Source organism: Streptomyces nanhaiensis (assembly GCF_046614825.1).
Taxonomy (GTDB): Bacteria; Actinomycetota; Actinomycetes; order Streptomycetales; family Streptomycetaceae; genus Streptomyces; species Streptomyces radiopugnans.
In genome coordinates this window covers 18,151-32,129 of sequence record NZ_JBKJFM010000018.1, presented here as the reverse complement: position 1 = coordinate 32,129, position 13,979 = coordinate 18,151, and the positions used below count along the sequence as shown (strand labels likewise).

The window sequence follows — 13,979 nt, the reverse complement described above, 5'->3', positions numbered from 1 at the left end:
CTGCCCTCCTGCCGTCGAAGTGCCGTCGAAGTGCTGTCGAATTGCTCGCCGGTGCCGCCGGTGCCGCCGGTGCCACCGGGACCCGCGGCGCCGCTCAGCGGCCCGCCCGGGCGATGGCGCGGCGGCAGCGCCGGTCGAGGTAGTGCACCGCCAGCCACAGGTTCCGGAACGCCGGGTTGCGGGTCTGCCCGTGGTGGTAGCGGTAGTAGATCTGCTGGGCGATCGCGGCCAGCCGGAACAGGCCGAAGACCTCGTAGAAGGTCCAGTCGCCTGCCGGCAGCCCGGTGCGCTCGCGGTAGCGCTGGACGATCTCGGCGCGGGTGAGCATGCCGGGCAGATGGCTGGGCTGGCGCCGGGTGGCCCGCGCCATCCGGTCGTCGTCGGCCTGGACCCAGTAGGCGAGCGCGCTGCCCAGGTCCATCAGCGGGTCGCCGAGTGTGGCCATCTCCCAGTCCAGGACACCGGTCACACGCAGGTCCCCGGGGTTCAGGACGATGTTGTCCAGCCGCCAGTCGTTGTGGACCACACAGGTGGCCACGTCGTCGGGCCGGTTGTCGGCGAGCCAGGACGTCACCCTGCCGAAGCGCGGGGTGTTCCAGGTGCGGGCCTGGGCGTAGCGGCTGGTCCAGCCCTCCACCTGGCGCCGGACGTACCCCGTCCCCCGGCCCAGGTCGCCCAGGCCGGCGGCCCGGGCGTCCACGCGGTGCAGGTCGGCGAGGGTGTCGACGAAGGTCTCCGAGAGCCGGCGTGCCCGCGCTCGGTCCAGCCTCAGGCCCTCGGGGAGGCGGCCGCGCAGGATCAGGCCGGGCACGCGGTCCATGACGTAGAAGTCGCCGCCGATGACCTCCGGATCCCGGCACAGGGCGCGCACGGCCGGCACGTACGGGAAGACCGGCCGCAGCCGCTCCTGCACGTGGTACTCGCGGGCCATGTCGTGGGCCGAGGACGCCTTGCGCCCGGCCGGCGGGCGGCGCAGCACCAGCTCGGCGCCCGGATAGCGCAGCAGATAGGTGAGGTTGGAGGCGCCGCCGGAGAACTGGGTGACCTCCGGGGTGCCGGCGAGGCCGTCCAGCCGCTCCTTGAGCCAGGCGTCCACCCGGGCGACGTCGAAGGCGTCCTCGGCGCGTACGGCACGCAGGCCGGACCGGGAGGCGGGCGGGCCGGGGGGTTCGGGGGAGGCGGGGGAGCGGCTCATCTCAGCTCATCCTCGCCACGACGCCCAGGGGCAGCCGGCGCATGGCGAAGCCCATGGGCGCCCAGGGCCAGGCGGGCACCTTCGCCTGGGCGCGTTCGGCCTCGATGGCCTTCACCATGGCGCGCACCCCCTTCTCGGTGGAGACCATCAGCGGCGTCCGGCCCGCCGACCCGCTCATCTCGGAGGCGATGTAGCCGGGGAAGAGGGTGGTGACCTTGATGGGGGTGCGCAGCAGCTCGGCGCGGATGCCCTCGGCGAGGGCCGCGACGCCGGCCTTGCTGGCCGCGTACGCGGTGAGGTTGCGGGGCAGGCCGCGCATGGCGCTCATCGAGGAGACGACGACCAGGTGGCCGGCCCTCTGGTCGCGGAAGACCTCCACGGCGGCCTCGCACTGGGCCAGCGCGGCGGTGAAGTTGGTCCGCACGGTCTGGAGGTTGGCGTCGAAGCGCCCGGTGCCGATCGGCTGGCCCTTGCCCAGCCCGGCGTTGACCACGACCCGGTCCAGGGAGCCCAGGTCGGCGCGGAAGGCGCGGAAGACCTCGAAGACGGCGCCGTGGTCGTTGACGTCCAGCGCGCGTACCGAGACGGTGATGCCGGGGTGGGCGGCCAGCAGCTCCTCGCGCAGCCGCTCCAGGCGGTCGGTGCGGCGGGCGCACAGGGCGAGGTCGCGCCCCCTGGCGGCGAACTCGCGGGCCATCTGCTCGCCCAGCCCGGCGCTGGCCCCGGTGATGAGGATGTTCTTGCGGGTGCTCATGCCGTGTGCTCCTGTGTGTCTTCCGTCGTGTTCCCGGCCCTGTTCCCGGCACCCTTCGCGGCGGCCGCCGGCCGGGCCGGTGCCGCCTCCCCGCTCACGGCCGCTCCCGGTGGCCGGAGAGCTCCAGCTTCGCGACGACGCCCAGGTGCACCTCGTCGGGTCCGTCGGCCAGGCGCAGCGCGCGGGCGGCGGCCAGGAAGCCGGCCAGCGGGGTGTCGTCGGACAGCCCCGCCCCGCCGTGCAGCTGGACGGCCATGTCGACGACCTCCTGCGCCATGGCGGGTACGGCCGCCTTGACCTGGGAGAGCTGCCCGAGGGCCCCGAGCGGCCCGGCGGTGTCCAGCAGCCACGCGGCGTGGAGCACCTGCAGGCGTGCCCGGTCGATCGCGATGCGGGCCCGTGCGATGCGCTCCCGGTTGCCGCCGAGGTTGGCCAGCGGCCTGCCGAAGGCGGTGCGGGAGACGGCACGGCGGCAGGCCAGCTCCAGGGCGCGCTCGGCCATCCCGATCAGACGCATGCAGTGGTGGATGCGTCCGGGGCCCAGCCTGCCCTGGGCGATCTCGAAGCCGCGGCCCGGTCCGCCGATGATCGCGCTGCTCGGCAGGCGCACGCCGGTGAAGGACACCTCGCCGTGGCCGTAGGGCTCGTCCAGATAGCCGAGCACCGGCAGCATCCGCTCGATCCGCACCCCCGGGGTGTCCAGGGGCACCAGCACCATCGAGTGCCGCCGGTGGCGGTGGGCGCCGGGGTCCGTCAGTCCCATGAAGACCGCGAAGCGGCAGTCGGGGTGCCCGATGCCGGTGCTCCACCACTTGCGCCCGTCGAGCACCACCTCGTCCCCGTCCAGGACGGCGGTCGCCGCCATGTTGGAGGCGTCCGAGGAGGCGACCTCCGGCTCGGTCATGCAGAACGCCGAGCGGATGCGCCCGTCCAGCAGGGGCTCCAGCCACCGCTCGCGCTGCTCGTCGCTGCCGTGGTGCAGCAGGACCTCGGCGTTGCCGGTGTCGGGGGCGTTGCAGTTGAACACCTCGGGCGCGATGAGGGAGCGGCCCATCACCTCGGCCACCGGCGCGTACTCCACCACGCCCAGCCCGGCGCCGTGGCGCGTGTCGGGCAGGAAGAGGTTCCACAGGCCCTGCTCGCGGGCCCTGGCCTTGAGCTCCCCGACCAGCGGCGGGACCACCCACCGGTCGGCCCGGCCGCGCAGGGCGTCGAGGTACTCGCGTTCGCGGGGGACGATCTCGGTGTCGACGAATCCGGCGACGCGCTCGACGTACTCCCGAGCCCGCGGCGAGTGGGCGAAGTCCACGGCCGGCTCCTTGCTGAAGGGCGCCCGGGGCGCCCGGGGCGGTGTCGTTGCGACGGCGAGCGTAGCCAACATACTGAGCAGTACTCAATAGTGGTGGCGCGGGGTGGCCCGGATCACCTTCCGTCCCGCGCCCGGCGGACGGGACGGTCAGCGGGGCTGGACGAGCGGCGCACCCAAGGGTGCGAGCAGCCGGCCGAGGCCGTCCACGAGGAAGCCCACCAGTTCCTCGGCCGCCACCTCCTCACCGGCCCCGATCGCCATCTCCTCCGCCATCGCCAGCCAGCCGCGCACCGCGAGCCGCACCAGCGGATCGGGGGAGGGATCGCCCAGCGCCGTCAGGATCCGCCCGGCCAGCGCGGCGCGGATGTCCTCGAACACCTCCACCACCAGATCGTCCCCGCCGGCTCCGGCACGCACCAGGGCCACGTAGTTGGCGCGGCGGCGCCGCACGAAGCCGGTGAAACCCTCCACCACGGCGCGCACCCGCTCCTCGGGCCCGCCCTCCTCCGGCAGGCGTGTGTGCCGCAGCAGCCGCTGCCCGGCGGCCCGGACCACCGCGGCGTAGTAGTCGCGCTTGGTCGGGAAGTAGTGGAACAGCAGGCCGCGCGAGATGCCCGCCTCGGCGGCCACCTCGTGGATGGACAGCTCGTGGACGGGGCGGTCGGCCAGCAGCCTCAGTCCGATGCCGATCAGCTGCCCGCGCCGGTCCTCGGCGCTCAGGCGCACCCGGGCGCGGACGGGATCGGCGGTCATGGGGGTGACGGTAACCCGCCGTCGCGCACCCGGTAAACCTCCGCCCGGCGGCGCCGCCCGCCCGTGCCGGGGCGGAGGTGGGCGGGCATGGGAAGGCGCCGGCCAGGACGGGGGGGAACCTGGCCGGCGCCGGTACGGGGCGCGGGTGCCGGGGCGGCGGTCGCCTTCGCGGCGTATGGCACTGCGAGGCTTCAGCCGGACGATCGTCCTCGCAGGCGGTGGGTGAGGCCCGGGGACACTGTCCCGCCCTCCGGCACCCGCGACGAGTACAACCGGCCTGCCGCCGCGGACATTCCTCACCGGGGTGGGTGAATCAGGGAGAAAAACCGATGAGGCGCGTCACATCGGCCGCCCGTGGAATGAGCGGACCGGTGCGGGTACTCGCGGATCATGGACACAACCGCCGAGGTGCTGCCCGAGTCCGCGCTGAGAGAAGCGGTCGACCTCCTGGTGAGGCTGGTGGAGGCGGCGGGCGCCCTGATCATCTTCGTGGGCGCCGTCTGGGCGTTCGGACGCTTCCTGCTCACCATGGTGCGCGGAGCCGGCCCGGACCGCAGGTTCAACAGGATCCGGCTCACCCTGGGGCGTTTCCTGGCGCTCGGCCTGGAGTTCCAGCTCGCCGGGGACGTCCTGCGCACGGCCGTCGCCCCGAGCTTCACCGAGATCGGGCAGCTCGCCGCGATCGCGGCGATCCGCACCGCCCTCAACTTCTTCCTCAGCCGGGAGATCGCGGCCGAGCGCGCCGAGATCGAACGCGAGCGCCGCAAGGAGGCGGACGGCTCCCGCGCCCCCGCGGAACCGGTATGACCACCGTCCTGGACCTGGCGGCGCTGGCCACCACCGCCTTCGGGCTGATGGCCGCCGCGGTGGTGCTCGCGTCCGGGAGGCGGCTCGTGCCGGCGCTGGCCGTCCTCCTGGACTTCCTGACCGCGGCGGGACTGCTGCGGCTGGCCGGCGACCCGGACTGGAGCACCATCGCGGCGGCCGCCGCCGTGATCGCCCTCCGCAGGCTGGTCACCGCCGGTCTGCGCGCCTCGCAGCCAGGCTGACCGTGCGGATACCGGCTCGGTCACAGGGCGGCGCAGGCGCGTTGCGGAAAGCAACCGCGGGGTAGTCGTGCCCGATGTTCTTCGACACCGGATACGACCTGTTGCGTGTGGCCGTCATGGCCGCGTGCTCCTACGCGGCCCTGATCGCGGCGGTGCGGCTCTCGGGCAAGCGCACGCTGGCGAAGATGAACGCGTTCGACCTGGTGGTCACCGTGGCCCTGGGCTCGACGCTGGCCACCATCCTGCTCAACGCGACCGTCTCCCTCGCCGAGGGCGCGCTCGCCCTGGCCCTGCTGGTGGCCCTCCAGTTCGTCAGCGCCTGGACGGCGGTGCGCTCCCGCCGCTTCCGGAGGCTGGTCAAGGCCGAACCGACCCTGCTGCTGAGCGACGGACGCATGCTCGGCGAGGCGATGGCGCGGCAGCGCGTCACCGGGAGCGAGGTGCTCCAGGCGATCCGCTCCCAGGGGGTCGGCTCGGTGGAGGAGGTCGCCGCGGTGGTGCTGGAGACCGACGGCAAGTTCAGCGTGATCACCCGCTCCCGGGCCGGCTCGGGCAGCTCCCTGTCGGACGTCGGGGGAGCGGCCGGGACGCGGACGGCAGGGTGATCCCGGAGAGGAAACCGCCGAACGGAGCCGGGGCGGGGCACGCACCGGGCGAATCGCCGCGAACGGCACCAAGATGGTCTGGGAGATCACGTAAGGAGTTCCCATGGCTCGTCATTCCTCCCCGCGCGGACCGGCAGCCGCCCGGGGCGCCGCGTCCACGCCCGGCCCCACCGGCATGCGGGACCAACTCGTGACCGGTCTGATGATGCTGGCCGGCGTCTGGCTGGTCCTGGCCTCGTGGTTCCTCAGGTACCCCTTCAGCGACGCCGCCGTCGACGCCCAGCGCAACGAGACCGGTGTCGGCATCGTGCTGCTGCTCACCGCCTTCGCCCGGATCGTACGCCCGCGCGGGTGGCTGTCGGATCTGATCGTCCTGCTCCTGGGCCTGTGGCTGCTGGTCGCACCCGTCCTGGTCGACTACGGCGGCCCGGAGAACACCCCCCGGGCGGCCCAGGCCAACGAGGTCGTCATGGGCATCGTGCTCGTGGCGCTGGCCCTGGTGAGCATGCTGCTGCTGTTCCGGGCACGCCGCATGAGCCCGGAGGAGGCCAGGTGAACCGAACGCCGTCCCGGACCCCGCGCGCACCGCGCCGCCCGCTCGTCCCGCTCCTGGCGGCCCTCCTCGCCCTCCCGGCCGCGGGATGCGGCACCGGCGGGGGAGAGGTCGACTCGCCGGGGGCCAACGCACGGATCGGCTCGGTCCTGGTGCGCTACGCCCATCTCGCCGAACCGGCGGACGGCCCCTGGGAGACCGGCGGCGACGTCCCCCTGTACGCGCAGCTGTACGACCAGGAACCGCCCGCCGACCGGCTGGTCTCGGCCGAGTCGCCGGCGGCGCGGTCCGTCGAGATCGTCGGCCGGGGCGGTGAGGTGGTCGAGGACGGGGTGGAGCTGACCCCGGACAGGTCGGTCGGCCTGGAGGAAGGGGGGACCTACCTGGCGCTGCGCGACGTGCGTCAGGAGATCCGGGGCGGCGACTTCGTGTGGGTGACCTTCCACTTCGAGGACGCCGGTTCGCTGTCCATGCAGGTCCCCGCGCAGACGCCCACCTACGATCAGGAGTCCTCACCCCCTGCGCTGCCCACCCTCACCGGGTGATCGCCGGTGGTGCGCGACTCCAGGAAGTAGGCCCCCAGGCTGCCCGCGAGGGTGGCGAAGACGGCGACGGAGTAGACCGCCAGCACGATCTCCAGAACCTTGGGGAAGGCGCCGGGCCGGCCCAGCGGCTCTCCGGTGACGGTGGCCAGCGCGGTGGCGTGCAGCGCCTCGCCCAGGGAACCGTAGGAGCCGAACTCGTACAGCAACTCGCCGCTGCCCAGGACGGTGATCGCCGAGACGGCCGCCAGCCAGCCGATCCGGTCGCCGAGCACCCGGCGCGCCGAGCGGGAGGAGCGCACCACCGAGGAGAGCACCCGGCCGGTGCGCAGCATCCGCACCGAGTGCGCCAGCCGCAGCACCCTCAGGAAGGGCAGCACCAGGAAGAGCAGCTGCCACCAGTTGCGGCGCCAGAAGGCCCCGGTGTCGGGAGCGATGAGCAGCCGGGCGAGGAACTCCGCGGCGAACACCGCCCACAGCAGCCATCCGGCCACGGCCATGGCCGTGCTCAGCGCACTTCCGGGCCGGGCCAGCCGCTCGCCCAGCACGAGCAGCAGGAACAGCACGCCCAGCGCGCTCATCACCGGAGTCGCGCGGTCCAGCAGCTCCTGGGCGAGCCGCTCGCGTTCGGAACGGGTACGGGAGGACGGACGGGAAGGCAGAGCAGGCACACCGCAGCCCTTCCCCCTGCGAGGCCGCGCACTCGCGCCGCCTTCACCGGCCGAGCGCCCCGCCGTCCGGCACACCGTCCGTGCACCGCCCCGCGCACCGCCCCGCACACCGCCTCGTCCCCCGGCCCCGGGGCCGGCCCGACTGGGGAACCGGCCGGACCGCTTGCGGCAAAGCGCTTGTGACGGGCGGAGCACAGTCGGTAACTTCTCACACCCCGGACCGGGGGGAGACACACGAAAACCGGGGGCCCTTGATGGCGACGCCTGCACCCAACCGCTTTCCGGACGACACCGGCGCGGACATATTCGTCCGCGAGTACCCCACCGCCGTGGTGCCCGACGCGCCGGGCTACCTGACCACCAGGCCGCCGCTGCTCGTCCTCTCCGTGCCGGGGCACGGAGAGGAGTACGAGGCCCGCGTCCGCAGGGTCGTCAACGCACTGGTGGACCCGCTGAGCGACGGCGGCAAACTGGTTCCCTACGCCATCCTGCAGGCGGGTTCCGACGGCGACCTGCTGGCCGGGGAGGCGGGCAGGCAGCTCGCGTTCGGTATCCCCGGGAACATGACCCCCGACCGCTTCCCCGACTTCGAGCTGCTGCGGGACACCGTCGCCCACGTCCGCGAGCACCCCGGGGACTGGACGGCCCCCGCCGCGAAGGAGCTCCGGGACCACGCGTACCGCAGGCGGGCCGAACGCGGCGGGCTGCCCGGCCTGCTGTGGTCGCTCGGCGGGAAGGAGGCCCCGCCGGCCACGGGCCTGCGGGGCTGGCTGCTGAGGACGTGGTGGCTGAGCCTGACCAGGACGCTGCCCCGGTGGCTGTGGGCCCGGCGCAAGACGGCACGGCTGGTCAGACCCGGGCGCCTCTCCCTCAACCGCCGCTCCCGCTGGCTCGGCGCGGAGCTGAACGTCCGCCGCAGCGGCGAGGACCTCTTCGAGGTGATGGACGCGGTGGCGGCCCGCCAGGCGCCGCGGCTGGCGCTCCCCGCGGACCACCCGCGCCACGCGGAGGCGCTCCAGGCCGTCGACCGGCTCCTGCTGCGCGCCCTCCTGGAGGACCTGGGCAGGCCCCCGGTCGGCCGCTTCCTGCCCAAGCGCCGACGGCGCAGGGCGCGCCCGGTGATCCTGCTGGAGATGCCCAGGGACGCGACTGACGGGGCCCAGGCGGCCGAGCGCTTCCTGCGCTCCTTCCGGCAGGCGGGCGCCACGGTCGGCGGCCCCGGACCGCTGGTCGTCGCGGTCGGCCGGGTCTCCGGGACGCTCCGGGCGGAGCTGGACCCGGAGGAGTGCAACCTCTCCCAGGCCGGTCTGCTGCTGCACGAGGACGCCCACCGCCCGGTGTGGGTCGGCCTGCGGGAGGAGCCCTTCTCCCGCGCCGGGCTGCCCGTGCGCAGGGTCTCCCCGAGGCGTTTCCGGCTCAGCTGGCGCACCCAGACGTCGGTGGTGGCCGGCGGCACCGCGCTGGCCGTCTCCCTGCTGGGCATCGGCGGCGCCGAACTGCTCTCCGGTCCGAAGCGGGACACCGGGTGCGCCGGCGGGGGCGACACCGCCGTGGCCGAACTGACCGAACCTGTCCCCGTCGAGCCCAAGAAGTGGTACGACGAGACGCGGGCGGTGATCGACCGGCAGAACGCCAGGGCCGTGCGGTTCGCCGAGGAGGAGGACCGGCCGGTCCGCACGGTGGTCCACTTCGGGTCGGACAGGCCCACGGACCGCACCGACACCCTGTTCGACGGGACCATCCCCGAACTGCGCGGCATCGCCATGTGGCAGGGCCGGATACTGGGCGAGGCGCGCGCCGACGAGTCGCTCGTGCCCCTGATCGTGGACGTCCGCACCACGGGCGGGGGCTTCGAGGACGCGGCCGACGAGGCACGGGAGCTGGTCAGGGAGGTCAGGGAGGCCGACCGGCGGGGCGCACAGGACCACCGGACGGTCGTCGGGGTCCTGGGCTTCGCGCAGAGCAAGAAAGCGACCCAGGACGCGCTGGACATCCTGGAGTCGGCGGACATCCCCGTGGTGGGCACCACCGCCACCGCGGACGAGATGCTGGTCAGCCAGACCTACTGGCCCTTCACCCCGCTCAACAGCGACGAGGCGCGGATGGCGGCGGCCTTCGCCAGGACGTCGAACATCGTGGCGAGACCGGGTGGGAAGGACGGCTGCGTCCCGGCCAGGCACGCCGTCGTGGTCCAGAACTCCGACGATCTGTACAGCGCCAGTCTGGCGGCCAAGTTCATGAAGCGGTTCCCGGGCGAGGAGCAGCTCGTCAACTTCTCCCAGGAGGGCGGGTTCCAGGCCGCGCCGCCCGGCAGCCCCAATGTGACGACCGCGGCGCAACTGGCCGACACCGCCTGCAGGATGCTCGGCTCGGCGGGCGGGGAAACGATCGTCTACTGGTCTGCGCGGGCCAGGGACTTCACCGCCTTCGTCAACGCCTTCGACAAGCAGGGCACCTGTGTGAAGGACGGCCTGACGGTGCTGGGCGGCAACGAGCTGACGAACGTCGCGCTGACCGGCGAGTACGCCGACAAGACGTGGCTGCGCCTGTACCACTCCGCCCACCGCCTGCCCGCGACGGACCAGCGGGCGAGCGAGAGGACGCAGCGGTTCGCCCAGGACTACGACGCCTTCGTCGACGGTCCGCCGGAGGCGGACCCCTGGCGCCACGACGGGCACTCCGCGGTGTCCTACGACGCCTTCCACGTGCTCTCCCAGGCGGTGGACGGCGCCCGTTCGGGCCAGGAGATCCACCGCAGCGCCGTCCTCACCGCGCTGCGCGCCGGCGTCTCCTTCGAGGGCGCCACCGGCGCCGTCCACCGGCCCCTCTCCCACAACAGGCCGCCGGCGGACAAGGCGCTGGTGCTCCTGAGGCAGACGGACGGCGGGCCGGTGGTCGTGGGAGTGTGCGGAGCCTACGAGGGGGGCGTGAAGAGCCAGGACCAGGGACCGCTGTGCGCGGTGGACTAGGCGTACCGCCCAGGGCGGCGCGGCCGGCCGCGCCGCCCTGTACCGGAAGGTAACCGGATCACTCTGTAGAGTGATTCCGCGATGGACACGTGGAGCGGAACGGCCGCCGGGAAGACGGCGGCGGGGGAGATACGGGGCGGACCGGCGCACATACCGTGGCAGCCGCCCACCGACGTCGAACAGCGGCTGTACGAGGCGAGGACGCGCGGCGACTGGAGCGCCTACCTCGAAGTCCTGGCCGGGGCCAGGCTCTTCCACGCCGTACCCCGGTCGTGGGCGGACGCCAATCCGGGGTTCTTCACCTTCTTCCCCTACTGGGACCCCAGGGCGCGCAGGCACTGCGTGGCGGTCCTGACGGAGGGGATGCTGCCCTGCCCGGCGCCGGACCCGGTGTTCCTGGAGCGGCCGCTGAAGGGGTACGCCGAGTGGTGGCCGGACTCCGGCCGGTGGCTGGCGGTCAACCCGGGAAGCCCCTGCGAGGCGTACTTCGCCGCCACCCCCGAGCACCGGCGGACATGGGCGGAGCACGCGGCGAGGGTCCCCCGGAACGCGGGCAGGGGCACGCTGCGCACCCTGCGGGTCGGCGGGGTGCAACAGGGGCCCGTGGCGCGCGGCCTGGCCTGCGGTGCCCTGCTGTGCGTGTCCAACGGCTCCCTGTGGAACGCGATGGGGTGGCACGGCACCGGCTACGGCGGCGAACGGGAGCGGCTGGCCGACTGGTGGGGCATCACCACGCGCGAGGAGTGGGCGTCGGCCCAGCAGCGGCTTCTGCGGGGCGAGGCGAGCGACTCGGCCTGGGAGTTCGTGCTGGAGGTCCGCCGGGCGATCGCCCGCGAGTACGGCGGACCGGTCGGGATCGACCACTGGCGCCGGATCGTCGACCGCTTCGTGCGCGCACGCGCCGGACAGGCTGCGGCCGCGCCCGGAGCCGACCACCCCGACCCGGAGGCGGAGACCCGCCGGCTCCAGCGGCTCATCGGCCGCATCGTGCGCTACGAGGCCCGCTTCCGCGCGGACGGACTGCTGGCCGGGAACGGGTACGTCACATCCGTCCTCGCCTGGGACTACGGCCGGGCCTCGAAGATGGCCCGCTGGGGCCTGGGCGCCCGCTTCTGCGACGTGGCCGAGGCCGAGCGGGCCGTGGTGCGGGCGGGCCGGGTCAGCCAGGTCGCCTACGACTCCTGGGAGTCCTTCTCGGCCGGCTACGTCCTCGGCCGCTGCCTGCACTTCGACGAGGAGGAGTTCGGCGACTGGTACCAGGAGATGCTGGCCGCCCACCGGGTCCTGACCACCGACCCGGCCGGCCCCTGGCGCACCATCCCCTGGAAGTGACGGCCCGCCGGGTGCGTGGGCGGGCGGGCGCGGGCGCACGTGCGGGCGGGGCCCGGTCACCGGGCCCCGCCCGCGTCCTCGGGGGGAGGCGTGTCGCTCGCAGTGGTGTTCTGGTGTGCCGGGCACCTCCTACATCTCGGCCCGCCGGGGCAGGAGCCGGCCCTCCCGGTGGCGTGCCCGCTCCCGCCGGAGCGGGCAGACGGCCGTGCGGGGCCCGCCGGGACCCCGCCGCTGCCGTGGGATGCGGCGGCCCCGGTGAGCGGCGCGATCACTCGAGTCGGCTGCCCTCAAGGGTTTCTCCTCTCCTCAGTGCGACCCGCCGTCGCGGCTTCCTGACGGACCGGGTTTCCGCTGACGGACCGTCAGAACGCCGCACTCCGGCGGAGAGCGCCCGACACCACCCCTTCGGGTGAGACGGCGCTGCTCCTCCGTACCGGAGTCGAACACCTGTAGGACTCCTGCGGGGCGCCGCTGGGACGGCGATGCGACCGCTTCCGCCCCTGACATCCGGCCCGGTGCCCCCTGCGGTGCTTCCGCGGCCCGCCGGCCGCTCCGGCCGCCCGCTCACCCGGACGCCCTCGCCCACCGGAGGGCCGCGGGGCGGCTGCCGGTGCATGACAAGAACGGATCAGGGCAGCCGCACGGGCATGCTGGACAGAATCCTGACCGTCACCGCCGCTCTCGCCCTGGTGTTCGCGGTCTTCTCCGTGCGCATCCAGCGTGCCCCGCTGAGCGGGCCGATGCTGGCGCTGCTGGCCGGGATCGCCTTCGGCCCCGAGGCGCTGGGCGTCCTCGACCTGCCCACCGTGGTGGAGGGGCACAGGGAACTGCACGAGTTCTCCCGGCTCCTCCTGGCGGTGTCGGTGATGGCGATCGCCCTGCGCTATCCGTTCCGCGACGTGCGCTCCAGGGTGAAACCGGTGACCGTGCTGCTGGTGGCCGCCATGCTGGGGATGGCGCTGATCACCACGGCGCTGTCGGCCGCCGTCCTCGGAGTCGGCCTCGGCGCGGCGGCGCTGCTGGGCGCTGCCCTGTGCCCCACCGACCCGGTGCTCGCCTCCAGCGTGGTCACCGGTGAGCCGGCCGAGAAGACGATCACTGCCCGCACCCGGCAGGTGCTCTCCCTGGAATCGGGCGCCAACGACGGTCTCGCCCTGCCCCTGGTGCTGGCCGCGGTGGCGATCGCCGGAACCCTGAGCGGCACCGACGCGCTGCTGGAGTCCCTGTGGCAGGTGCTGGGCGCGGTCGTCTTCGGAGCGGTGGCGGGCGTGCTGGGAGGCAGGGCGCTGCGCAGCGCGGAGGAGCACCGGACCGTCCAGTCCGGCCCCCTGCTCGTCTACACCCTGCTGCTGGCCCTGCTCGTCCTCGGCGCGGCCGGGCTGATGCGCCTGGACGGCGTCCTCGCCGTCTTCGTCAGCGGACTGGCCTTCAACGCGACGAGCTCGGTCAGCGAGCGCGCGGACGAGGACAAGAACGACGAGGCGGTCAACCGCTTCCTCGTCCTGCCGCTGTTCGTCGTGCTCGGTGCCATGATCCCGTGGCGCGAGTGGGGTGAACTGGGCTGGTGGCGCTGCGTCCTGCTGGTCCTGGGCGTCCTGCTGCTGCGCCGCCTGCCGGTCCTGCTGGCGCTGAAGCGGCCGCTCTCACTGACCTGGCGCGACACCCTCTTCATGGGCTGGTTCGGCCCCATCGGCGTCTCGGCCCTGTTCTACCTGACCATGGAGGCCCACCGGCTCGGCGCCGACCCGGTGGTACTGGCCGCCGGAACCCTGGTCATCGCCGCCAGCACCGTCGCGCACGGCGTCACCACCGCTCCCGGCCTGTCCCTCTACGCCAGGGCGGGGGAGAGGAGCGGTGAGGCGGCGCGATGAACGTGCTGACGACGGTGGCCGGCTGCGCCCTGGTCGCCCTGGCGCTGGCCGACGCCGTGATCACCTCGCTGTCGATGGTCACGGGCACCGGCCCGACCCGGCGGCCACCGGCCCGCTGCTGTCCGCCATGGACCAGGGTGCTGGACACCCTGCAGGGGCAGTTCTTCAGCCGGGCCGAACAGGAGTTGCCCGCGCCCCCGCTGTCGGTGCTGCGGCGGGCGGGCGTCCCCGCGGTCGGCGAGGAGCGGTACACCGCCGGTGCGCGGGAGCACGCCCGGCGGCGGCGCAGCGTGCGGGGGTTCCTCCACAGCGACGGGTGGTGGGACGACCGCGACGGCCGCGGCCACCGCGACGGCCGGGTGTGAGGCCCCTCCAC

14 protein-coding genes are annotated in these 13,979 nt (G+C 74.0%); 9 read left to right on the top strand and 5 right to left on the bottom strand.

Going from position 1 to position 13,979, the window contains the following annotated elements; all coding sequences use genetic code 11:
• Positions 1-94: 94 nt before the first annotated feature.
• The 4 genes from ACLIYP_RS07610 to ACLIYP_RS07595 all read right to left on the bottom strand — a co-directional run bounded on the left by ACLIYP_RS07610 (position 95) and on the right by ACLIYP_RS07595 (position 4,011).
• Positions 95-1,195, bottom strand: a complete 1,101-nt coding sequence (locus tag ACLIYP_RS07610) for a phosphotransferase family protein (RefSeq protein ID WP_412712373.1) — start codon at positions 1,193-1,195, stop codon at positions 95-97.
• A gap of 1 nt (position 1,196) precedes the next feature.
• Positions 1,197-1,949, bottom strand: coding sequence for an SDR family oxidoreductase (locus tag ACLIYP_RS07605; protein WP_412712372.1), 753 nt, complete (start codon positions 1,947-1,949; stop codon positions 1,197-1,199).
• 94 nt (positions 1,950-2,043) lie between these two features.
• Positions 2,044-3,258: an acyl-CoA dehydrogenase family protein gene (locus ACLIYP_RS07600; protein ID WP_412712371.1), complete on the bottom strand. Its 1,215-nt coding sequence runs from the start codon at positions 3,256-3,258 to the stop codon at positions 2,044-2,046.
• Between the two features lie 147 nt (positions 3,259-3,405).
• Positions 3,406-4,011, bottom strand: coding sequence for a TetR/AcrR family transcriptional regulator (locus ACLIYP_RS07595; RefSeq protein WP_412712370.1), 606 nt, complete (start codon positions 4,009-4,011; stop codon positions 3,406-3,408).
• 390 nt (positions 4,012-4,401) lie between these two features.
• On the opposite strand from ACLIYP_RS07595, the gene ACLIYP_RS07590 reads away from it, so the two are divergent.
• From ACLIYP_RS07590 to ACLIYP_RS07570, 5 genes are all read left to right on the top strand, one after another.
• Positions 4,402-4,818: a DUF1622 domain-containing protein gene (locus tag ACLIYP_RS07590; protein ID WP_412712369.1), complete on the top strand. Its 417-nt coding sequence runs from the start codon at positions 4,402-4,404 to the stop codon at positions 4,816-4,818.
• A complete protein-coding gene (locus ACLIYP_RS07585) occupies positions 4,815-5,060 on the top strand; it encodes a hypothetical protein (RefSeq protein ID WP_412712368.1) in 246 nt (81 codons plus the stop codon). Before ACLIYP_RS07590 ends, ACLIYP_RS07585 begins: the two co-directional genes overlap by 4 nt.
• A 74-nt stretch (positions 5,061-5,134) precedes the next feature.
• A complete protein-coding gene (locus ACLIYP_RS07580) occupies positions 5,135-5,665 on the top strand; it encodes a DUF421 domain-containing protein (RefSeq protein ID WP_412712367.1) in 531 nt (176 codons plus the stop codon).
• A 103-nt stretch (positions 5,666-5,768) separates the two neighbouring features.
• Positions 5,769-6,221 (top strand): SPW repeat domain-containing protein, encoded by a 453-nt coding sequence (locus tag ACLIYP_RS07575; protein WP_412712366.1) that lies wholly within the window; start codon positions 5,769-5,771, stop codon positions 6,219-6,221.
• Positions 6,218-6,763 (top strand): copper chaperone PCu(A)C, encoded by a 546-nt coding sequence (locus ACLIYP_RS07570; protein ID WP_412712365.1) that lies wholly within the window; start codon positions 6,218-6,220, stop codon positions 6,761-6,763. The genes ACLIYP_RS07575 and ACLIYP_RS07570 overlap by 4 nt, the downstream gene beginning before the upstream one ends.
• Here the strand turns inward: ACLIYP_RS07570 and ACLIYP_RS07565 are convergent.
• Positions 6,721-7,431, bottom strand: coding sequence for a hypothetical protein (locus ACLIYP_RS07565; RefSeq protein ID WP_412712364.1), 711 nt, complete (start codon positions 7,429-7,431; stop codon positions 6,721-6,723). The two genes, ACLIYP_RS07570 and ACLIYP_RS07565, sit on opposite strands and share 43 nt — an antisense overlap.
• Positions 7,432-7,685: 254 nt before the next feature.
• On the opposite strand from ACLIYP_RS07565, the gene ACLIYP_RS07560 reads away from it, so the two are divergent.
• From ACLIYP_RS07560 to ACLIYP_RS07545, 4 genes are all read left to right on the top strand, one after another.
• Positions 7,686-10,400 (top strand): ABC transporter substrate-binding protein, encoded by a 2,715-nt coding sequence (locus ACLIYP_RS07560; protein ID WP_412712363.1) that lies wholly within the window; start codon positions 7,686-7,688, stop codon positions 10,398-10,400.
• Positions 10,401-10,481: 81 nt separating this feature from the next.
• Positions 10,482-11,732 carry a DUF1266 domain-containing protein gene (locus ACLIYP_RS07555; RefSeq protein ID WP_412712362.1) on the top strand — a complete coding sequence of 417 codons (1,251 nt, stop codon included), beginning with the start codon at positions 10,482-10,484 and terminating at the stop codon, positions 11,730-11,732.
• Positions 11,733-12,379: 647 nt separating this feature from the next.
• A complete protein-coding gene (locus ACLIYP_RS07550) occupies positions 12,380-13,603 on the top strand; it encodes a cation:proton antiporter domain-containing protein (RefSeq protein WP_412712361.1) in 1,224 nt (407 codons plus the stop codon).
• The gene (locus ACLIYP_RS07545; protein ID WP_412712360.1) at positions 13,600-13,968 is read left to right on the top strand and encodes a hypothetical protein; all 369 of its coding nucleotides are present in this window, start codon (positions 13,600-13,602) and stop codon (positions 13,966-13,968) included. The genes ACLIYP_RS07550 and ACLIYP_RS07545 overlap by 4 nt, the downstream gene beginning before the upstream one ends.
• Positions 13,969-13,979 lie beyond the last annotated feature (11 nt).

What these genes read in the sequence shown, in the direction of transcription:
- ACLIYP_RS07610 (WP_412712373.1), bottom strand. Translation starts at nt 1,195, where the DNA reads ATGAGCCGCTCCCCCGCCTCCCCCGAACCCCCCGGCCCGCCCGCCTCC.
- ACLIYP_RS07605 (WP_412712372.1), bottom strand. Translation starts at nt 1,949, where the DNA reads ATGAGCACCCGCAAGAACATCCTCATCACCGGGGCCAGCGCCGGGCTG.
- ACLIYP_RS07595 (WP_412712370.1), bottom strand. Translation starts at nt 4,011, where the DNA reads ATGACCGCCGATCCCGTCCGCGCCCGGGTGCGCCTGAGCGCCGAGGAC.
- ACLIYP_RS07590 (WP_412712369.1), top strand. Translation starts at nt 4,402, where the DNA reads ATGGACACAACCGCCGAGGTGCTGCCCGAGTCCGCGCTGAGAGAAGCG.
- ACLIYP_RS07585 (WP_412712368.1), top strand. Translation starts at nt 4,815, where the DNA reads ATGACCACCGTCCTGGACCTGGCGGCGCTGGCCACCACCGCCTTCGGG.
- ACLIYP_RS07580 (WP_412712367.1), top strand. Translation starts at nt 5,135, where the DNA reads ATGTTCTTCGACACCGGATACGACCTGTTGCGTGTGGCCGTCATGGCC.
- ACLIYP_RS07575 (WP_412712366.1), top strand. Translation starts at nt 5,769, where the DNA reads ATGGCTCGTCATTCCTCCCCGCGCGGACCGGCAGCCGCCCGGGGCGCC.
- ACLIYP_RS07560 (WP_412712363.1), top strand. Translation starts at nt 7,686, where the DNA reads ATGGCGACGCCTGCACCCAACCGCTTTCCGGACGACACCGGCGCGGAC.
- ACLIYP_RS07555 (WP_412712362.1), top strand. Translation starts at nt 10,482, where the DNA reads ATGGACACGTGGAGCGGAACGGCCGCCGGGAAGACGGCGGCGGGGGAG.
- ACLIYP_RS07550 (WP_412712361.1), top strand. Translation starts at nt 12,380, where the DNA reads ATGCTGGACAGAATCCTGACCGTCACCGCCGCTCTCGCCCTGGTGTTC.
- ACLIYP_RS07545 (WP_412712360.1), top strand. Translation starts at nt 13,600, where the DNA reads ATGAACGTGCTGACGACGGTGGCCGGCTGCGCCCTGGTCGCCCTGGCG.